At 37.7% G+C, this 19,369-nt stretch carries 19 protein-coding genes; 8 read left to right on the forward strand and 11 right to left on the reverse strand.

Annotated features, from left to right (window positions below; translation table 11 throughout):
• Positions 1–111: 111 nt before the first annotated feature.
• Both ADM90_RS08655 and ADM90_RS08660 read right to left on the reverse strand, forming a co-directional pair.
• The gene (locus tag ADM90_RS08655) at positions 112–621 is read right to left on the reverse strand and encodes a ferritin (RefSeq protein WP_053994575.1); all 510 of its coding nucleotides are present in this window, start codon (positions 619–621) and stop codon (positions 112–114) included.
• A gap of 195 nt (positions 622–816) precedes the next feature.
• Positions 817–1,578 carry a TerC family protein gene (locus ADM90_RS08660; RefSeq protein WP_053994576.1) on the reverse strand — a complete coding sequence of 254 codons (762 nt, stop codon included), beginning with the start codon at positions 1,576–1,578 and terminating at the stop codon, positions 817–819.
• 393 nt (positions 1,579–1,971) lie between these two features.
• Between ADM90_RS08660 and ADM90_RS08665 the strand changes: the two genes are divergently transcribed.
• The 3 genes from ADM90_RS08665 (at position 1,972) to ADM90_RS08675 (ending at position 7,120) form a co-directional block, all read left to right on the forward strand.
• Complete coding sequence (locus ADM90_RS08665; RefSeq protein WP_053994577.1) at positions 1,972–3,723, forward strand: ABC transporter ATP-binding protein; 1,752 nt, start codon at positions 1,972–1,974, stop codon at positions 3,721–3,723.
• Positions 3,724–4,386: 663 nt separating this feature from the next.
• The gene (locus tag ADM90_RS08670; RefSeq protein WP_053994578.1) at positions 4,387–5,061 is read left to right on the forward strand and encodes a tetratricopeptide repeat protein; all 675 of its coding nucleotides are present in this window, start codon (positions 4,387–4,389) and stop codon (positions 5,059–5,061) included.
• 373 nt (positions 5,062–5,434) lie between these two features.
• Positions 5,435–7,120 (forward strand): methyl-accepting chemotaxis protein, encoded by a 1,686-nt coding sequence (locus tag ADM90_RS08675; protein WP_053994579.1) that lies wholly within the window; start codon positions 5,435–5,437, stop codon positions 7,118–7,120.
• 202 nt (positions 7,121–7,322) lie between these two features.
• On the opposite strand, the gene ADM90_RS08680 is transcribed toward ADM90_RS08675, so the two are convergent.
• The 4 genes from ADM90_RS08680 to ADM90_RS08695 all read right to left on the reverse strand — a co-directional run bounded on the left by ADM90_RS08680 (position 7,323) and on the right by ADM90_RS08695 (position 11,422).
• A complete protein-coding gene (locus ADM90_RS08680) occupies positions 7,323–8,789 on the reverse strand; it encodes a spore germination protein (protein WP_053994580.1) in 1,467 nt (488 codons plus the stop codon).
• The gene (locus ADM90_RS08685; protein ID WP_053994581.1) at positions 8,789–9,913 is read right to left on the reverse strand and encodes an endospore germination permease; all 1,125 of its coding nucleotides are present in this window, start codon (positions 9,911–9,913) and stop codon (positions 8,789–8,791) included. Before ADM90_RS08685 ends, ADM90_RS08680 begins: the two co-directional genes overlap by 1 nt.
• 107 nt (positions 9,914–10,020) lie before the next feature.
• The gene (gene rsiV, locus ADM90_RS08690) at positions 10,021–10,911 is read right to left on the reverse strand and encodes a DUF3298 and DUF4163 domain-containing protein (RefSeq protein WP_053994582.1); all 891 of its coding nucleotides are present in this window, start codon (positions 10,909–10,911) and stop codon (positions 10,021–10,023) included.
• A complete protein-coding gene (locus ADM90_RS08695; RefSeq protein WP_053994583.1) occupies positions 10,904–11,422 on the reverse strand; it encodes an RNA polymerase sigma factor in 519 nt (172 codons plus the stop codon). The genes rsiV and ADM90_RS08695 overlap by 8 nt, the downstream gene beginning before the upstream one ends.
• Before the next feature lie 337 nt (positions 11,423–11,759).
• Here ADM90_RS08695 and ADM90_RS08700 point away from each other — a divergent pair, with 337 nt between their 5' ends.
• The 3 genes from ADM90_RS08700 to ADM90_RS08710 all read left to right on the forward strand — a co-directional run bounded on the left by ADM90_RS08700 (position 11,760) and on the right by ADM90_RS08710 (position 13,669).
• Entirely contained in the window at positions 11,760–12,185 is a 426-nt protein-coding gene (locus ADM90_RS08700; protein ID WP_053994584.1) for a hypothetical protein, read from the forward strand.
• Between the two features lie 74 nt (positions 12,186–12,259).
• Positions 12,260–13,252 (forward strand): LLM class flavin-dependent oxidoreductase, encoded by a 993-nt coding sequence (locus ADM90_RS08705; RefSeq protein WP_053994585.1) that lies wholly within the window; start codon positions 12,260–12,262, stop codon positions 13,250–13,252.
• A gap of 75 nt (positions 13,253–13,327) precedes the next feature.
• Positions 13,328–13,669 (forward strand): DUF3221 domain-containing protein, encoded by a 342-nt coding sequence (locus tag ADM90_RS08710; RefSeq protein WP_053994586.1) that lies wholly within the window; start codon positions 13,328–13,330, stop codon positions 13,667–13,669.
• A 64-nt stretch (positions 13,670–13,733) separates the two neighbouring features.
• Here ADM90_RS08710 and ADM90_RS08715 read toward each other — a convergent pair whose 3' ends face one another.
• The 3 genes from ADM90_RS08715 to yfkAB all read right to left on the reverse strand — a co-directional run bounded on the left by ADM90_RS08715 (position 13,734) and on the right by yfkAB (position 16,527).
• Positions 13,734–14,996, reverse strand: coding sequence for a S1 family peptidase (locus ADM90_RS08715; RefSeq protein WP_053994587.1), 1,263 nt, complete (start codon positions 14,994–14,996; stop codon positions 13,734–13,736).
• A gap of 160 nt (positions 14,997–15,156) precedes the next feature.
• Positions 15,157–15,324, reverse strand: a complete 168-nt coding sequence (locus ADM90_RS24475; protein ID WP_161804063.1) for a hypothetical protein — start codon at positions 15,322–15,324, stop codon at positions 15,157–15,159.
• A 90-nt stretch (positions 15,325–15,414) separates the two neighbouring features.
• Positions 15,415–16,527 (reverse strand): radical SAM/CxCxxxxC motif protein YfkAB, encoded by a 1,113-nt coding sequence (gene yfkAB / locus ADM90_RS08720; protein ID WP_053994588.1) that lies wholly within the window; start codon positions 16,525–16,527, stop codon positions 15,415–15,417.
• Positions 16,528–16,718: 191 nt separating this feature from the next.
• Between yfkAB and ADM90_RS08725 the strand changes: the two genes are divergently transcribed.
• Together ADM90_RS08725 and ADM90_RS08730 are read left to right on the forward strand one after the other, a co-directional pair.
• Positions 16,719–17,423, forward strand: a complete 705-nt coding sequence (locus ADM90_RS08725) for a YjjG family noncanonical pyrimidine nucleotidase (protein ID WP_053994589.1) — start codon at positions 16,719–16,721, stop codon at positions 17,421–17,423.
• A gap of 125 nt (positions 17,424–17,548) precedes the next feature.
• Positions 17,549–18,184: a 50S ribosomal protein L25/general stress protein Ctc gene (locus tag ADM90_RS08730; RefSeq protein ID WP_053994590.1), complete on the forward strand. Its 636-nt coding sequence runs from the start codon at positions 17,549–17,551 to the stop codon at positions 18,182–18,184.
• A gap of 505 nt (positions 18,185–18,689) precedes the next feature.
• Here ADM90_RS08730 and ADM90_RS25020 read toward each other — a convergent pair.
• Together ADM90_RS25020 and ADM90_RS25025 are read right to left on the reverse strand one after the other, a co-directional pair.
• A complete protein-coding gene (locus ADM90_RS25020; protein ID WP_235473382.1) occupies positions 18,690–18,953 on the reverse strand; it encodes a hypothetical protein in 264 nt (87 codons plus the stop codon).
• Between the two features lie 93 nt (positions 18,954–19,046).
• Entirely contained in the window at positions 19,047–19,304 is a 258-nt protein-coding gene (locus ADM90_RS25025) for a hypothetical protein (RefSeq protein ID WP_235473384.1), read from the reverse strand.
• Between the last annotated feature and the right edge of the window lie 65 nt (positions 19,305–19,369).

Below are 19,369 nucleotides of genomic sequence, written 5' to 3' on the forward strand. Positions count from 1 at the left end.
AACGAAAAGAAGCGTTGATTTTTTAGGCAAAAAACCACTTTACTTGTGCAGATCAACATGTATTTTATGCCTTATCTGCAAAATGTAAAGCGGCTTTATTGTGCATAAAGTTTACGCTTCTGCTTCTGGTGAAAACGTGCGGTTTGCTAATTCTGCATCCAACATAAAGATAGCATTGGAGTCATTTTCGATACGCTCAATTTTGCGAATTAATGTATCAAATGTTGATTCTTCTTCTACTTGCTCATCGATAAACCATTTTAAAAAGGCCATTGTCGCATGCTCGCGCTCATCTAAAGCAATGTCAGATAAATTATAAATACGGCGTGTTACTTCTTTTTCATGAGAAAGAGCTGTTTTGAAGGCATCTAAAATCGATTCAAAATGATTGCCTGGGCTATCAAAGCCATGAATGGTTGCGCGGTAGCCCATATCGCTTAAAAAATTATAAAATTTCATTGCATGGAAACGTTCTTCCTCAGCTTGTACTAAAAAGAAATTAGCAAAGCCATCATAATCTTGATCTGTACAATAGGCTGCCATTGCCATATAAGCGTGCGCAGAGTAAAATTCAAAATTCATTTGTTCATTTAGTGCTGTGTGTAATTTTTCAGATAACATATAAGTTTCCTCCCTTTGAAGTAAATGCCTACAGCTCTAGTATACAGTGTAGCTATCGTAATGGACAAAAATTTTAAAATTAAGAGCAAAACATGCAAAAGTTAATTGATATCCGTTATCAATTAGAAAATTCGCGCACTTTCTGACAAAAAGAAAAAATCGCTTCAACTGTTGTTGAGGCGATTTTTTTCGACATTATGCTTGTTTTTTCTGATTTTTAAGACCGATTAAGTAGCCACCAAGTGCAATGGCGATTAAGACGATCCAGAAGGTAGCTTTCCACAATGTAGAATGTGGAAACTCATGTGGAATCAGTTCTAATTTTTCATGTCCTAATGTTAAAACAGCTAATTTTACACCAACCCAACCTACGATCAGAAAGGCAGCTGTTTCAAGAGAAGGAAATCTTTCGAGAACTGTTACAAACCAACGAGCGGCAAATCGCATCATAATCACACCAATAATACCACCTAAGAACATCACTGCAAATGGTCCTGCGTTAATGCCCCCAATATCAAAATCACCGATATGTGGAAGTGTTACAGCAATTGCGACTGCTGCTAGAATGGAATCCACCGCAAACGCGATATCCGCAAGTTCAACCTTTACAACCGTCATCCAAAAGCCAGATTGCTTTTTAGGCTCCTTCAGTTCCTCTGAATCATCGGATGATGCTTTCCAGGATTCATAAATATGCTTAATGGATATAAATAGTAGATAAATGGCACCAACCGCTTGGATTTGCCAAAAGTTCACAAGGGTTGTGATTAAGAATAAGGCAATAAAGCGGAAAATAAATGCCCCAGCTAAGCCATATAATAATGCTTTTTGTTGTTGAACTTTTGGTAAATGCTTCACCATAACCGCCATAACAACAGCATTATCTGCCGCCAATAACCCTTCTAGTACGATTAATACGACAAGTACCCATGCGTATTCTAATAAAATTGCTTCCAAAATCGTTCCTCCTTTATTCATTGAACAGAAATGAATGATGTGCTTCTAACCTATTTTTACCTATTTTAAGCAAAAGAAAAAGACCCCTGCCTAAAAAATAGGCAAAGGTCTTGCTAAGCAATGTATAACTTGTTATACAAAAAATGCTATCACACCCGATGGTATTAAACCATGTAATGACGAATGTGAAACCAGATGCTTCGTTCGCATCTGCTAGCTACTCCCCCTTGACAATAAAGTCAAAAGCTATTCAATTCTTAGTTAGATAATAACATATAGCAGAGAATATGTAAATAAAAATATACCGTTATAGAAAAAATATTTTCCATTACAATTGTAGAAATGATACTATTAACAACAGGTGAAATTTTTACAACTAGAAGGGAGACAAGCATGTATAGAAAATTTTTTTCCTACTATAAGCCTCATAAGCGATTATTTATCATTGATTTTTCAAGTGCTATTATTGTCGCTATTTTAGAGCTTGCATTTCCATTAGCTGTACAATGGTTTATTGATAAGCTATTGCCAACAGGTGATTGGAGTATGATTGTCAAAGTCAGTCTATTATTGCTGCTTGTTTATGCTATTAGTACACTCTTGAACTTTATCGTCAACTATTTAGGCCATAAACTAGGCATCAATATTGAGACCGATATGCGGCAAGAATTATTTACACATGTGCAAAGGCAATCATTCCGTTTCTTTGATAATACGAAGACAGGTCATATTATGAGTCGTATTACCAATGATTTATTTGATATAGGGGAGTTTGCCCATCATGGACCTGAGGATTTGTTTATTGCCATTATGACCTTTATTGGAGCTTTTGCAATTATGTTTAATGTCAACCCAACACTCGCACTAATTGCGGTAATTATGGTGCCGTTTTTAACATGGCTTGTAACATTTAGTAATATAAAAATGAATAATGCCTGGAAAACGATGTATGGCAAAATTGCGGATGTCAATGGCCGTGTGGAAGATAGTGTATCAGGTGCACGCGTTGTGAAATCCTTTACGAATGAAGCGTTTGAAATTAACCGCTTTAAAGAGCAAAACGGCTTTTTCCGTGCAGCTAAATTATATGCCTATAAAATTATGGCAGGCACGCATTCCAGCATTTATATGATGACACGTCTGTTAACATTAGTGGTGCTCGTTGTTGGTGCTTGGCTCAGCTTCAATGGCAAACTTTCTTATGGAGAGCTTGTCAGCTTTGTATTGTATACCAATGTACTCATTAAACCAATTGATAAAATTAGTGCCTTATTAGAGCTTTATCCGAAGGGGATGGCTGGCTTTAAGCGTTTCCGTGAATTAATTGAGCAGACGCCAGAAATTCAAGATCGTAAGAATGCAAAGGCAATCAAGCATTTAGATGGTAATATTTCATTTAACCAAGTGGATTTTAATTATGATACGTCGAAGCAAGTTTTACAGGATATTTCATTTGATATTCGAGCAGGGCAAACCATTGCCTTTGTAGGGCCATCGGGAGCGGGTAAAACGACTATCTGTTCGTTAATTCCGAGATTCTATGAAGTGACAAAAGGTGCAATTACGATTGATGGAATCGATATACGCAATATGACCCAGGCTTCACTGCGCGCTCAAATTGGTATTGTGCAGCAAGATGTCTTTTTGTTTACTGGCACAATTCGTGAAAACATTGCATATGGCAAGCTAGGTGCAAGTGAGGAAGAAATTCGAGAGGCAGCGAAAAAGGCTCATTTAGAGGCATTTATTGCAGAGCTGCCAGATGGCTATGATACGCAAATTGGTGAACGTGGCTTAAAATTATCAGGTGGTCAAAAGCAACGACTAGCAATTGCCCGTATGTTCCTGAAAAATCCACCGATCTTAATTTTAGATGAAGCAACCTCTGCACTAGATACGGAGACAGAAATGATTATTCAGCAATCCTTAACAGAGCTAGCGGAAAATCGTACAACGCTTGTGATTGCACACCGTTTAGCGACAATTCGCAATGCAGACCGTGTACTTGTAGTAACACCGAATGGCATTGAGGAAGATGGCACATATGACGAGCTTGTTGCGCAAAATGGTATCTTTGCCAAGCTTCACCATATTCAATTTCGTAAGGAACAATCCGTACCAAAAGATTTTGTTGAGCTAACTTGAACTCCCCCACTTATAGAAATGTGGGATTCCTGCGAACACCAGACCAACGTCTAGTTATAGTAGCAGGCTCTACCCGTAGTGAAACACTTGCAATGATTGTACGTTAGACTCCGCTGTCTAGCGTACTGCTTGGTTTTCGCTTTTCGGCTAGACAGAGCGATAGAACGTTAAAGATTTTATATAACAGACGAACTTTCTTGTTATAACCTCCTGTCCTCAGTTTTCAAAGAGCAATCTGTACAGGTTCATTAGAGCACATACGTTCTAATTGTGTGACAATTTAGGCTAACGCCTACCGACATTATCTCCCATTTACTCACAGGGTATCCCCTTCACGTTCCTTAAAGTGGAGATGTTCTATCGGAAAATGATAAAAAATAGCATTCTCTTACATATCGTTGAGGGGATGCTATTTTTTAGGGTGCTACCTAATTGTTTAAAATACCTCATAAAAAGGTATTAAAATAAAAATAATAAAATTTTACTAATAATGAAGGAAATTTTTATAGCCGAAAACTATTTAATCAAAGGATTTTAGACAGGCTAGTATTTGTTTCATTTATAAAAGGAGTTAAATTTTTGCAAAGAAAATATATTTTTAGTATCCTGAGCTATTAATATACAGGGCTAAAACGATATTAAAACAGACTGGAGGGTTTACCATTGCATGAAGATAATGATAAAAAGAAAAAATTCTCGTTATTCAATCAGCTTTCTAAATCACTAGGATTCGAGCAAGAGGAACAGACGACTACAGAACAAACATCAAATGTCATTGATTTTATTGAAGAAAAGGAAAAAAATAAGGCCCAGGAAGGCATAAAATGGCTAAAAGCAGCTGCTGATTTAGGGGATACAGGAGCCATGAATGAATTAGCCTATAGTTTTTTAACAGGAACTGGCTTACCGCCAAATATTGTGGAGGGTGAGTACTGGCTACGGCAATCTGCAAAGCTTGGTAACTTGTGGGCGATGGTTGATCTAGCGATTCGTTTACTTGATGGCGAAATACTAGGAAAAAATTCAGCGGAGGGGGAAAAGTGGCTACGATTAGCAGTTGATCGTCGCGATAGTGTGGCGACAAGAATTTTAGGCTATCGTTTAATCCATGGGGATAGCTTAGGGCAAAATATAGAAGAGGGCGTTAACTGGCTTCGCCTAGCCGCTGAGGAATTAAACGAACTTGTAGCCATGAGACTATTAGGCATCTACCTGATTAAAGGTGAACATATGGAGCAGCATGTGGAGGATGGTGAATACTGGCTAAAGCGAGCGGCTGAGGCAGGAGAGAAGGTAGCGATGAGAGAGTGGGGGAAATATTTAGTGAGAGGTTTATAGGCTCTCTCTTCTGAATATTGAATAGAGCTTCGAATAAAGCCACTTATTCGAGGTTCCATCAATAGGTGATTTAGACAAATTTAAGTATTATTTAAATTGAAAATATTTTATATTTGTTTTATAATTTAACAGATTTACAAGAAAGCAAGGTGATTTGTAGCTATAAACTTCAAAAGATACTATCCTTATCCTGAATAACTTCATTTAAATAGTATACCTTTATGGTATAAAAATCCTCTAAAGTGTAAAAAGGTAAATCACTATCTTATAGCAAAAACAAATCAAGCATAGCCTCAATAGAATACATACAATCAACACAGATGCTTAATTAACAATAACGATCCTAAAACTATACAACAAAAGGGTGTTGATGATGAGCGTAGGAAAAAAATTAAACCTGTCTTTTATTACCTTTATTTTTTTATTAGCTGCTTCCATTGGTAGTAGTATCTTCAACTTAAATACGATTGACAAACGAACAAAAGAAGCGATGGATTCTCATTTAGAACAGCTTCTTCTTATAGAAGAACTCCGCTTTTCCATTGCTACACAAGAGGTATTTATTCGTGCGCTGATCTTAAATCCATCATCTGAAAATAAAGAACAGCTTTTAAACACTGCAAAGGAGCTAGACAATACTATTGCAACATTAGAGGGTTATTTAAAAGCCCAGGAAATGAAGGAACTATGGACACAAGTAAATGACTCTAATAACCTATTCAATACAGAAATGCCAAAATTAATCGCAGCTATGGAGAATGATAATATTGCACAAGCAACATCCATACTGAATACAACCATTTCAAAGGCTAATTTAGAATTGTTTGATATAGCCGCCCAGATGAAAGAATATCAAATGGCACAAATGGAAGAGATTGAGGAGTCCACCTTCTCTGCTATTCTCAATGCACGAACAATCTCTATTGCTATTTTAGTGACTAGTATAGTAATTGCGATCGGTTTAATGGTTTATGTACGTCGTACCATCACAAAGCCATTATTAGGCATGATAGATGTTGCAATGGTTATTCGCAATGGTGATTTATCAAAAGAGGATATGCAAATAACATCCAATGATGAAATTGGTCAATTAGGTACTGTGTTTAATGAGATGAAAAATAATTTAAGTAATTTGATTGTACATATTCAATCCAATGCAGAGCAATTGAGTGCATCCGCTGAGGAGCTTTCAGCAAGTGCCGAGGAAATGGCAGCGACCACAGAGGATGTGACAAGACAAGCAACAGAAACAGCAGAAAGCTCACAACTAGCGACAGGTGCAGCAAATGAAAGTGCGGTGGCCATGGAGGAGACAGCACACGGTATCCAGCGTATTGCCGAGGCTTCCCAGCAGCTTCACACCTCTTCCCTTTATGCGAGTGAGACAGCAACAAATGGTACAGAAATTATTGCGGATGCCAAAAAGCAAATGGATACGATTAATGAGTCAACCTCTACCGTCAATGAGCTGGTGCAAAAGCTGGCAAAGCAAACAGAGGAAATTGGCAATATTACGAAGGTGATTACGGATATAACTGAACAAACCAACTTGTTAGCGTTAAATGCAGCGATTGAAGCAGCGCGTGCAGGGGAGCATGGGAAAGGCTTTGCCGTTGTGGCAGATGAGGTGCGTAAGCTGGCAGAGGAATCCAAGGCATCTGCAAATAGTATTACAATGCTTACAACAGAAATTCAGCAGGATACGGAAAATGTCGAACGTGCTATGACCAATTCACTGGCGTCTGTACAGGATGGGGTAGTGGTGATCACCAAGGCTGGCGAGTCCTTTGCAACAATTGTGGGAGCAGTTGGTGAAATGACCCATCAAATTCAAGAGGTATCGGCAACGGCTGAGGAGCTTTCAGCCAGTGCGGAGCAAGTGTCAGCCTCTGTCACAGAGATTGCCATAGGTGCGAAAAATATCACAAGCAATATTGATACGGTGGCAGCCGCAATGGAGGAGCAGTCTGCAACGATGAATGAAGTGACAAATGTGGCGACAGCGTTAAGCGAAAACGCTCAGGAATTACAGGAAGAAGCACGGAAGTTTAAAGTATAATTTATCACTGTAAACCGCTAGCATTCTCTAAAAGGGATGCTGGTGGTTTTTTTCCATAATAACAGACTGTAAGACCCTCATTGTACAACATAAGCTAATACATTATGTTTAAGTGGGATCTTACAGCCTGTATAAACAAAGGTTAATGCAACGTCCAATCAGCAGGAGATGTGCGAAAACTCGCGCTGATTGAAGGCTCACTTTATTGTTCTTTTTGATTAGGAATTTTGGATGTTCGTGTAAAATCTTGAGGTGCAAGTGCTTTATTACGCTCTGAGTAGCCTTTGGGAGATAGACGGAAAATAGATTTTTTTATGGTCATCCAATTTAGATCTGTCGCTAAATTCATGTAAGAATAACCATAAATTCGAATATTGCACAAGTATAAAAAAGTTAGGTATAACGACACAAAAAAGCCAAACAATCCTAAAAAGGCACTTGCTAAAATAAAGGCGACACGCAATATACTAATGGATGTCACAAGGGACTGATTGACTAATGTAAAGGAAGCAATCGTAGAAATAGCGATGATGACAATCATTTCAGGGCTTGTGACGCCTGCACGAATTGCTGCATCCCCTATAATTAATCCTCCTACAACACTAATTGTGCCCCCGATAACAGAGGGTAGACGTAAGCCTGCCTCACGAAATAGCTCAAACATGAGTAGCATCAGCAGCATTTCCAGTGAAGAGGGAAGCGGTAATCCTGCCTTCGCTTGTACAACTGTTGCTAGTAGCTGTAGCGGTAATTGGTTTTGATGATAGGTTGTTAAGGCAAGCCAAAAGGCAGGAAGTAGTAAGCCAATCAGAATCCCGAAAATCCTTAATAATCGTTCTAATGAGCTAAAGACAATGGGATACTCATTATCCTCAGCAGATTTCAGTAATAAAAATAAATTCACAGGTGTAACAACGCCATAGGCCACACCATCCACAAAAATAATAAATCTGCCTCTTGCTAATGCCTGCACCGCATAATCAGGCCGTCCCGTGTAATCAAATTTTGGAAATAGCTTGGAATTTTTATTGACACGCTCCATCAATAAATCGCCACTAAAAATAATATCTGTATCAATCGCTGCTAATTGCTTTTTTATGCCGTGTAAAATATCCATATCGACAATATCATCAAAATAAAGAATTGCCACCGTTGTTTTGGAGCGTTTGCCAATCTCCATTTTTTCCACGCAAAAAGAATTGGTTGGTAATCGTTTACGTAGCAGAGCAATATTGACACGAATATCTTCAATAAAATTATCTCGTGGTCCTTTAACAATTACCTCCATGCGTGTTTCTTCAGGCTGGCGATTTGGTTTTTTCGCAATATCACACGCGTATAACAGCTTGTCTTTATCAAAATAGAGCAGCAAAAAACCACTATAGACCAATGTAATAAGCTGTTCTTTGTCCTGTACTTTTTTGAGACTAGGTAGATGAAGATGACGCGTAATATTTTCTTCAAAGGGAATCTCTTCTAAATGATCATAGAAATACTGAATACGTTGCATAATAACTTCGTTCAGCATTTGCTGATCAATCATCGCATCACAGGTAATAAAGTGTACCTTTTGTTGATGAAAAGTATATTCCTGAAATTGAATATCTGCTGATTTTTGAAATAATTGTTTTAACGTATGAAGCTCTAGCGCCTGCTCTTGCTGAGGCATTATGACTCACCGCTTTCCATGTCTTGTTTTTCAGTTTTCCCCTTTTGAGAAGATTTATCCGACAAGGAAGCAATAATCACGAAAAAAATAGAAAGCACAAAGAAAAAAATAAACGTAGTTGTTAAGATATAGTTTCCTTTGATCTTTAAAAATAAATTTTCATTCAACATAATTAATGGCAAACAAATAATAAAGAAGGGCGGTGCAATCATGTTCCATATACGCTTAGGATTGCCCGTCATTTTCAATAAATCGGCGACGATATAAAGCAAGAAACTAACACGAATAAAGGTTCCTGTGAGCCATTGATAAATCGAGAAAAAGTCAAGATGTTCAATATAGCGCCCAATTGTCACCAATCCCCATTCTTCATAGGCAGGGTATCGTTGTTTAGCTGCTTCTACTGGACCGAATTCTGTAATAGCGCCAATTAATGGCCCTAATGTAAGTCCCGTTAGAATAAATAGCATAATAGCAAAGTGATACCACCGAATACGTTCCTTATATTGATGCTGTAAAAATAAGAGGATGAATAGCTCAATAAATCCCGATGCTGGAAAAATCATGCCCTTTATGACAGGCTCGAAACCATGCTCAAAAAAGGGTCGTAATAAATCATAGTTTTTGACTTGTATATTGGTAAAGGCTACAAAAAAACCAAAGACTACCACACCAAAGAGCACAAAAACATTTAAAATAACCATGGTTTGTAAGCTTGTTGTTACAAGTAAGATACAAAGGATGGTATAAATAAATAATAGGATAATGACAGGCGTCTGTGGTAAAAAGGTTGTGTTGACCCACTGTAACGTTTCAACCATTGTAAAGGCAGTTACAATAATTAAATAAATGGCGATTGTGTAAATCACAATAGTAGCGCCGATTTTTCCAATTTTTTGATGTAACCAATCCCCTATAGGCTTCTGTTGTGTTTTTTTTTGAACATACACTAATAGAAATAGCCAAAAGAACAGAATGACTGCCGCAAACAGCACAGATAGCCAGCCATCTCGTTGGGCTGTATCCAGTAGTGGAGGAAGAATGGTTACATGGTTTTTTAAGCCAATAACAGTCATTGATAAGAAGATAACATGTAAAATACCGATTGATCCTACATCTTTCATGATGAAAACCCTCTAACATTGATTGATACATATTAGCTTAGACAAAAAACACCAGCTTTATAAGCAAAAAAGAGACGCTTGTTACAAAGCGTCCCTAGTTCCCTGTATTAATGAATATACGTCATACTAACAAGATTTTCCTTTAGGATAGCGGTTGGAATTTCAAACTCCACCACACCCATATAGCCCGGTGCTACTTCATATTTATCAAAGGAGATAATAAGCTTACCAGTATCAGAAATATAAAATTGCTGATTAGGCTTAATAGTCGTAAATTCCTCCATCAGCTCTTCATCCGCTAGACCAGCACCTTTCACCCAATAGATTTTTTCCTGATTCGATTCGGCTATCTGCGTACGCATTTGCTCTTTAATATTGTCACTAATAATATCAATATATTGCTGATCTTTAAAAAGCATTGGCAAGGTAAGTAAAATTTCATGTTCTTTATCAATGGTATCGTATTCTATCACTGTTGAAGAGGAGGCAACGGTATTTACAACATAACGACCAATGGATAAAATTTGCTCATTATCTGTTTTAACTTCAAAGCCGCTATCAACACCTAAATGACCACCCCCATTAGCCTTCAAATCACCAACTTCAGCGATAAATTCCTCATACAATGCCTTTCCTTGTGCGCGATATTTTTCATTTAATATCTGGGCAAGATCTTGATTTTCTAAGTTTTCAATGGTAGGTACTTGAATAGTGGCATCATAACCGTCTTCTTCCACCTTATATTCTGTCCATGTTAAAACCTTCACAACACTTCCCACAACAGGAATTTCTGAGAGCGTTCGTGCCATTGCAGGGCTCATATTTAAACTAGCGGTAAACAGCATTGCCGCAGCGGCTGTCCCCAGTAGCCATTGTGAAGTACGTCTTTTTCTCTTTTTGCGGCCTTGCTTTAGCGCGTTTTCTACAATGCTGTCTAGCTCCTTTGGAATTGGAATTTCTGCATAGTTTTTTTCTAAATTTTGTAATTTCTTATCCATGGGTACTTTCTCCTTTCACATCTTCCAATTGTATTTTCAACAGTTTCAATGCTTTATAAAGACGCGACTTGGTTGTACTCAGCTTAATATCAAGAATCTGCGCAACGTCTGCGAGTTTTAAATCCTCAAAATAATGAAGAATAATCACCTCTCGATACATTTGCGGAAGCTCCTCTAATGCATGCTCCAAATCGATATTTTCGTAAACATCTTCTTGGGCAGGCGTTAAATAATGCAATGTATCATCATCTGTCACTTGTAAGCGTTTATGCTTGCGTAAAAAATCAATCGCTGTACGAACAACGATTTTATAAAACCAACTTTTCATATATGTAACATGCTCGAGACGATCTAATGAAAGCATGGCCTTTTGAATACTATCCTGTACAACATCCAGTGCGTCCTGTTCGTTTTTGGTATAGCTATAGGCGAGCAAGTAAAAACGCTCTTTTTGTTCACGAATAAATTGGACAAACACCTCTTCGTGTTGAAATGCATTTCTTATTTTCATGTCCAAAGAAGCTCCTTTTTCACATTATCAAATTGTATACATTAACTTAGACGTACAAAGAGCAGGAAAAAGTTAATGCTTTCTAAAAAAACGATCGGATAAGTCTTTGCCTACCACATGAAAATGATGAAAAGTAGTCATATGTAGTTGTTTATTCTAATAGAATGGTCATAAATCATTTATTCATCGTAATGAATAGCAAAAAGTTGAAGGGCAAGTAGTTGAAACCTAAAAATGCACGAAATATCTATAATAATCAAATATTTTCTACTTTGAGTATGTATTTTGATGTATGATGGTATTAACAGTGTTTGGATGTAAAGGGGATGTGAATAACATGAGTTTAGGCAATCATATCCGTGTATTTCTTTGTGTCGTGTTTATGGGCGTGCTTGTAGGCTATGTCTTTAATACACAAAAAGATATAACAGATCATGCATATATTGAAGTAGTGAAAGAGGGCTATTTAGAAAATTTTTCAGATGTTACAGTGCGTAACGCCTTTAATTATGCCTTTTTTGAACCTTACTGGCGTTACTATGAAGCACAAACAGGGGAGCATGTCGTGGAATTATCGGGCGATATTTTATTTCAAGGGAAAGATGGACATGCTATTTTACAATTTGTAGTGAATGAGCAAACAGAGCAATTCTCACTACGGGCGATGAAATTTAATGATACCGTGCTAAATACAGCGCAAAAGCAGCAGCTAGTTGGTCTGGTCTATCAAACATGGGAAATGAAACAACTAGCTTACGAGTAAGGTTTTTTGCTTTGTAAATAAAGCAAACTATATTACAGTAAAGGAGGAGCATATAGATAGAGAGGGTGTTTTGAATGAAGTTAAGTATTTTAGATCAAATGCCAATACCAAAAGGCCATTCAGCAGAGGAAGCCTTTCAACGTACAGAGCAACTGGCACTAGTAGGAGAAGAATTTGGCTACCATCGGATGTGGCTAGCAGAACACCACAATAGTCAATCATTGGCAAGCTCAGCTCCTGAGGTGACTGCTGCTTTTTTAGCTGCGAAAACAAAACGTCTTCGCATTGGCACAGGCGGCGTGATGATGATGCATTATTCGCCTTATAAGCTGGCAGAGGTTTTTAAGACATTAGCAGGACTTGCGCCAAATCGTATTGATTTTGGCGTAGGGAGAGCCCCAGGCGGTGACCCTGCCGCTATTTATGCGTTAGCAGAAGGAAGACGACAACGCTTCACGGAACAGTATGATAAGCTAGCAATCATTTTAAAGCTGATGAATAATCAAAAAACAGGCGAACATGTCTATGATCAAGTCGTCGCAGCACCTGTTCAAATTGCCTTACCAGAGGCTTGGCTACTAGGCTCAAGTGGCCAAAGTGCGATGCAGGCTGGACAGCTTGGCGTAGGCTATTCCTATGCACAATTTTTCACAGGCAATATGTCAAAGGATATTTTTGATGCCTATAAAGCCCATTTTACGCCTTCTTATTATATGGAAAAGCCGCAAATCATGGTAACCTATGCGGCAACAGTTGCTCCCACATTAGAAGAGGCAGAATATTTGGCAAAGCCTATTGATATTGCTCGTTTACAGCTTATGAAGGGGCAAATTATTCAATACATGTCACCAGAAGAGGCGAAGGATTATCCATTATCAGAAGTGGATAAACTAACCATTGCCAATAATCGTAAAGCCAATCTTGTGGGGACACCAAAGGAGATTGCAGCATTTTTAAGCGCGGAGCAAGAGCACTATGGCTTTGATGAGGTGATGCTCAACTGCAATCAATATGAGCTTGAAAGTCGTTTAAATTGCTATACATTTTTGGCGAAGGAATTGCTCTAACATAAAAAGCCGTATTTCGTTGTGGAAATACGGCTTTTTGAGAGAGAACGTGTTGGAGTTGAGAGGAGGTAAACTATGCGAAGGTTATGTTTTTTAATTTTTACAATGATGATATTGCTTTTGATAGTAGGGTGTTCCAATGACGCAAATGAAGTGACATTGGAAGAGCGTGAAATAGGCTATGTCAAAGAAAAAAGTACTACTCGATTATTAGTTGTTCATAGTGAGAGTAAGGATGAGGCATTAAACAGTTCAATGGAAGACTTAAGAGATATGGGAGCTATTTGGTTAACCGTAACGAATAAACAAATTGAACATATAAAAATCGGTGATAAAGTATCTTATACAACAGGTCCTATTGATCAATCCTCTCCAGCTTCGGGAACTGCTAAAGATATTAAAGTGATTGATGATTAAAAGATTAAAATTCCGCCTTAAATATTTTAAATAGATTTAAGGCGGAATAATTTGTTTGTCAAATTTACTTAGTAGTTGGAGTTATACCTAAATCATTTGCAATGTTTCCAACATGTGAATATACCAATGGATATCCAGGTGCAGCACCTTTTACTATACCAAGTACAGTATAATCTGAATAAACTGTACCACCACTATCCCCCTTAGTATTTGTTGCAGTCGCACCACGTAGATTGAAAAATGTAGAACCATCAACACTATAACCTACGTTTCTACTTGTTAATTTTCCACATGTTACCTTAGTTGTATGACCAGTTTTGCAAACTACTTGACCAACAACATCATTAGACGAATTCTGAAAGCCATTAATAGTTCGCAAGCCACCATTTAGATTCATCTCTTTAACCGTTACATTTGTAACTGCGATTCCCATAGCATCTGACATACCATAGTAACTCCAACGTGAACTTGCATGACCAAGATATGTTCCATTATAATTCCAACCTTGACCAGACAAATAGACCCAGCCACCCGTTGATGTATTTTGTATTCTACTACAATGTGCTGCTGTAATAACATAGTATTGACCTGAACTATCTTTAGCACCAAAACCAATGGAACAGCCTCGATTATTTGTAGATATGATTTCTTCACCACCTCTTACAGCTGTATCAGTGGGTGGGTCTGTAACTTCTGTAATAGATATAGGCATCCCTTTAAAGTAGGATTTAATAAAATCCACATTTGCTTTAGTTGTTTTTGCGATTCCGATTGTTACAGTTTGATTTATTATATCTGTAGAAACCATAATTAAATCGATTCCTTGGTTCAACAATTCATCTTTTGCAGCCCATACTTGTTTATTATAGTTATCTAAATCTTCTTCACTGTATACTGTTTCAAAAACCTCGACTTCGTTTCCAAACTCTTCTTGAATTTGTTTAATAGCATTCTGAGTGTTCCGAGATCTAATATTTTTAAATCCGACTTTGATTTTTCCGTTATTTTTTTGATCAATATATATAATATCTATTGCTTCGTTTGCTTTAATTATATTTTTTATCTTAGGGATATATTCCTCTTGAATTTTAATGCGTCTATGCATTTCTTTTTCTTCAGTATCTGTTAGAGCTACACCAAATGTCTTTTTAGAATTAGGATTTTCCATTACGTTTTTGACAAAGCTAGTATCAGAATTAAGTCCAAAATCCTCTCTAAAGTTTTTTTCTTCAACAATGTTAGTAGATAAATCATTTTCCGCACTAACTACACCAGAATGTAAGAAAGGTAGAAACAACGAAACTACTAGTATTGATTTTAATTTCATAAAATTAACACCTCCAAATATGGTTAAATAATTCATTGTATATATATTTTACCAAATATATTTAAATTACTCAATGTGTATTGTGAATAAATTAAATAGTTCTACTTATTTTTATAACTATCACCTCTCTATCTGCTCAATTGAGGTGGTTTTTGCGATATTAAATCTTGTATAACTTAGTATATACCTGCTTATCACTCATTATTGTAAAGGTAAACGGCTCTTTTTTGACAATGGCTGTTTGCTTGTTATTTGGCTGTTTGTGCCCATCATGACAAGCAACCAATAAAAGTGTTAAAAAAGCAAGCAATATAATGTTAATTTTCATATATACACCTACCCTTCCTGATAAAAAATAAAGCCCACTCCTTTGGCAAAAAGTTATTTCCCAAAAGAGCAGAGCTGTCTATCGTAATTGTTAAACCTGAGCCGAGCCGCTTGTAAAGTTGGTGTTTTGATAGTACATATTTTTGACAAGCACATTTGGACCAAGGCATTTGACGGCTGGGCAATGGCAGTTTAATGATTTTGCCAAATCGCTTGCCATCCATTTGTCAAAAATGGCAGGTAATGTATCGTGGGCGATATTGCCAAGTGCAGGTGTATCGCCAAAGTCTGTGACAATCACATCGCCTGTGAAAATATTGACATTTAAGCGTGAGCGACCGTCTGGATCATTACGCATTGTGACATTTTTCGCTGAGCGTAAACGTTGTAATAGGCGTTGATCTTCCTCGTTTGTACTACAAGGGTAGAATGGCAGTGTGCCAAATAGCATCCATGTTTGTTCATCGCGAATATCTAATAAGTGATGAATCGCTGCCCGCGTTTCATCTAATGATAATGATGTCAGCGAGCTGGCGAAATCGGATGGGTACATGGGATGCACCTCATGTCGTGCACACTTCATTTCATGAATAATTTGATGGTGAATATGGGCTAAATAAGGCAATGTTTTTTTATTAAGCATCGTTTCAGCAGAGACCATCACGCCATGTTCAGCTAGCATTTGAGCGTTAGTAATCATGCGTTGGAATAAAGCTGCACGTTGGTCATATGTCGGTTTGCGCTCCATCATCGCAAAGCCTGTTTCTACAAACTCATCAATTGTTCCCCAGTTATGGGAAATATGGAGCACATCTAAATAAGGCGCAATCAGTAAATAACGCGCTGGCTCCAATGTTAGGTTGGAGTTGATTTGTGTGCGTACACCTCGCGCATATGCGCATTTCAATAGTGGCAATACATAATTTTGCACAGATTTTTTACTTAGCATCGGTTCGCCGCCTGTAATGCTAATCGTTTTTAAATGAGGGATTTCATCTAAGCGCTGTAAAATTAGCTCAATTGGCAGTGCTTCGGGGTCTTTCTGTTGCAATGTATAACCAACAGCGCAATGTGCACAACGCATATTGCAAAGTGTTGTTGTGGTAAACTCAATATTTGACAGTGTCATCTGTCCATGCTGCTCAACATCTAAATAAGCCTCCCATGGATCAAAGATAGGCGTCATTTTTTGTAAGGTTGTCATCTTTCGTACATCTTCCTTTCTAGCATTCTATTTTCTCATATTCACTGATAATTTTAAATATGAATAAAGAAAAAAGGAGAAGGATTTCAATAGTTGTCAATACAGTAGGACATTTTACTGTTATTTTTCTAAAAAAACGTTATGATAAATAGAGTAAAAGTCACAATGTTTCGAAGAAAGTGGGAATAACTATGACGAAGTATGAAACACTATTATTTGACGTGGATGACACGTTATTAGATTTTAATGTAGCGGAAAATGCGGCACTGGCTCAAGTGTTTCAGCAGGAAAATATAGCGGCTACACCAGCCATGATTGCGCGTTATAAGGAAATCAATGACTCCATGTGGCGGGCTTTTGAGCGTGGGGAGATCACCAAAAATACCCTCCATAATACACGCTTTGCCGTTGCTTTAAAAGAATTTGGCTTTGAGGTGGATGGTGCCTATGTGGAAACGGTTTTTCAAAAATATTTGCAGCAGGCACATCCATATGTAGAGGGAGCCTATGAGGTAATTGCGCATTTAGCAGAGCATTACGATTTATATGTTGTCTCAAACGGTGTAACGATTACACAAAATAAACGACTGACAGATGCCAAGCTAGCGCCCTATTTTAAAGGCATTTTTGTATCAGAGCAAACAGGCTATCAAAAGCCTATGCCCGCCTTTTTCGACTATGTATTTGAACGTATTGAGCGTTTCCAAAAGGATAAAGCCTTAATTATTGGCGATTCCCTTACATCAGATATAAAAGGTGGCTTACAGGCAGGCATTGATACATGCTGGTTTAATATTCATAATATAGAAAATACAAGTACGATTACACCACATTATGAAATTACCGCCTTACATGAACTACATGGCTTACTCAGCCATAAGGTGCCCCAGTATTAAACATAAGGCAGTTTCTTTGCGCTTGAGGATGGGCAAAAGAGCTGCTTTTTTTCTGATAGGTATAAAAACCATGAGAACAGGCAAAACCTTTTATAAGACTCGTTCTTTGAAAGGGGAATTATCTAATGACAATGGTTTTAACCGTTCAACAACGTCAAAAAGGGCGTCGTTCATCTTTAACACAGCTTAGACAAGATGGAGCTATACCTGGTGTTGTCTATGGCTTTCAAATGGCCTCAACAGCCATTTCTTTAGATGCGCGTACATTTGCTAAAATGCTAGCTACGTATGGAACAAATGGTGTGTTTCAATTAGAGCTGGAGGGTCAGCATGTCAATGCTGTGTTAACAGAGGTGCAGCGCTGTGCATTAAAGGGCAATGTCAAGCATGTCGATTTTAAATCCATTAATATGGCAGAGGAGCTAGAAGTAGATGTGCCAGTCAATCCTATAGGTGATGCTGTTGGTGTTGCGGATGGTGGCTTATTGCTACAGCCAAATCGTGAGGTACGCATTAAAGTAAAGCCAACAGAAATTCCTGAGGCAATTGATATTGATGTTACCAATGTTGCCATTGGCACTTCGCTCTATGTGGGTGATATCCGTCAGCAGTTGCCATTTGAAATTTTGCAGGAGGATGACTATACATTAGTGACAATTACACCACCACCTGCGGAAAATGTACAGGAAGATGATACAGTCGATGAGACACCGGAAGTGATCGAAGCGACAGGGCAAAATACAGCCGAGCCACAAGCATAAGAAAGTGAGCAATCAATTTTCAAAATGTTGATTGCTCGCTTTTTTATTTTACGATAGCGCATATATGCGATGAGGTAGCCAATACAGCTACTATTAAGAACGATAGCGAAGAGCAAATTCGTTTCAAATAAAAAGGCAAAAAGGAAAGCAACGCCTTCTTTATCGCATAAATCTGGTGTGAAATAAGCATGTTTGCTATTGAAAAAATACGCGGCAGGTTGCTGATTTTCATACAAAAGCATGAATCAGATGAAAGTGATTATGTCCCGATTGCTGGCATATTGCATAAAATACGTTGTGCATCCTCTGCATGAACAGGTGTTATTCATTTGTATTTCCGTAAATTTATAATAGTTCTATACATCGTACTCGCTGCATTTCTTCGATTTTTTGCATTATTGCATAGCCATATAGCGGCTTACATCGTGCATAGTTTCTGATAAAGGGAGTAATTTATTTTTTTTACGTATTTATCTCCACTATACAATGCACAAAAACATTGTTTTTAGGAAACGATCGCCGTTTTTACACCTGTCCATTGCCATAATAATTTTTCATTAAAGGCTATTGCCAATTGAACAATTGGTCCAAGTCCAAAAGCCATGAATACTGTACCAATGCCAAGTGGTCCACCTAGTAAAACACCGACAATCGCAACCGTTACCTCCATTGTTGTACGAGTGCGTGTTACACTCCAGCCTAGCTTATGCACCACCATTAACATGAACGTATCATGGGGACCAATGCCTAAATTGGCAACCATATACATACCACAGCCCCAGCCTAATAAAATTAATCCGATTATATAAGAAAAATTTGTAGCCAAAAGCCATGAATGTCAGGCAGCCAGTAGTTAAACACATCAATAAAAATACCTGCTAAAAACATATCTATAAAAGTTCCTATTAATGGAATTTTTTGTTATTGGTATATCGAAGGCTAAAATGGTAAGCCCTAATAAAATAGACCATGTGCCGATTGTTTTCGTTAAGCCAATATAGAGTACATCCCAAGAGCCAACACCGAAAAGCTGCCCTTTAATCGTTAATGTAATGCCAAACGATAAAACGAAAATTCCTGTGATAAAAAATATACAGCGTGATAAAAAAGCTTGTTTCATTATGTACCCCTCATTGATTTCGTATGAGCAATCTTTTTTGTACTGAAAGCGAGGCTGTAAGACCT

This window comes from Lysinibacillus macroides (assembly GCF_001281525.1).
GTDB lineage: Bacteria > Bacillota > Bacilli > Bacillales_A > Planococcaceae > Lysinibacillus > Lysinibacillus macroides.

What these genes read in the sequence shown, in the direction of transcription:
- ADM90_RS08655 (WP_053994575.1), bottom strand. Translation starts at nt 621, where the DNA reads ATGTTATCTGAAAAATTACACACAGCACTAAATGAACAAATGAATTTT.
- ADM90_RS08665 (WP_053994577.1), top strand. Translation starts at nt 1,972, where the DNA reads ATGTATAGAAAATTTTTTTCCTACTATAAGCCTCATAAGCGATTATTT.
- ADM90_RS08675 (WP_053994579.1), top strand. Translation starts at nt 5,435, where the DNA reads ATGAGCGTAGGAAAAAAATTAAACCTGTCTTTTATTACCTTTATTTTT.
- ADM90_RS08680 (WP_053994580.1), bottom strand. Translation starts at nt 8,789, where the DNA reads ATGCCTCAGCAAGAGCAGGCGCTAGAGCTTCATACGTTAAAACAATTA.
- ADM90_RS08685 (WP_053994581.1), bottom strand. Translation starts at nt 9,913, where the DNA reads ATGAAAGATGTAGGATCAATCGGTATTTTACATGTTATCTTCTTATCA.
- rsiV (WP_053994582.1), bottom strand. Translation starts at nt 10,911, where the DNA reads ATGGATAAGAAATTACAAAATTTAGAAAAAAACTATGCAGAAATTCCA.
- ADM90_RS08695 (WP_053994583.1), bottom strand. Translation starts at nt 11,422, where the DNA reads ATGAAAATAAGAAATGCATTTCAACACGAAGAGGTGTTTGTCCAATTT.
- ADM90_RS08700 (WP_053994584.1), top strand. Translation starts at nt 11,760, where the DNA reads ATGAGTTTAGGCAATCATATCCGTGTATTTCTTTGTGTCGTGTTTATG.
- ADM90_RS08705 (WP_053994585.1), top strand. Translation starts at nt 12,260, where the DNA reads ATGAAGTTAAGTATTTTAGATCAAATGCCAATACCAAAAGGCCATTCA.
- ADM90_RS08710 (WP_053994586.1), top strand. Translation starts at nt 13,328, where the DNA reads ATGCGAAGGTTATGTTTTTTAATTTTTACAATGATGATATTGCTTTTG.
- ADM90_RS08715 (WP_053994587.1), bottom strand. Translation starts at nt 14,996, where the DNA reads ATGAAATTAAAATCAATACTAGTAGTTTCGTTGTTTCTACCTTTCTTA.
- ADM90_RS24475 (WP_161804063.1), bottom strand. Translation starts at nt 15,324, where the DNA reads ATGAAAATTAACATTATATTGCTTGCTTTTTTAACACTTTTATTGGTT.
- yfkAB (WP_053994588.1), bottom strand. Translation starts at nt 16,527, where the DNA reads ATGACAACCTTACAAAAAATGACGCCTATCTTTGATCCATGGGAGGCT.
- ADM90_RS08725 (WP_053994589.1), top strand. Translation starts at nt 16,719, where the DNA reads ATGACGAAGTATGAAACACTATTATTTGACGTGGATGACACGTTATTA.
- ADM90_RS08730 (WP_053994590.1), top strand. Translation starts at nt 17,549, where the DNA reads ATGACAATGGTTTTAACCGTTCAACAACGTCAAAAAGGGCGTCGTTCA.
- ADM90_RS25020 (WP_235473382.1), bottom strand. Translation starts at nt 18,953, where the DNA reads ATGTATATGGTTGCCAATTTAGGCATTGGTCCCCATGATACGTTCATG.
- ADM90_RS25025 (WP_235473384.1), bottom strand. Translation starts at nt 19,304, where the DNA reads ATGAAACAAGCTTTTTTATCACGCTGTATATTTTTTATCACAGGAATT.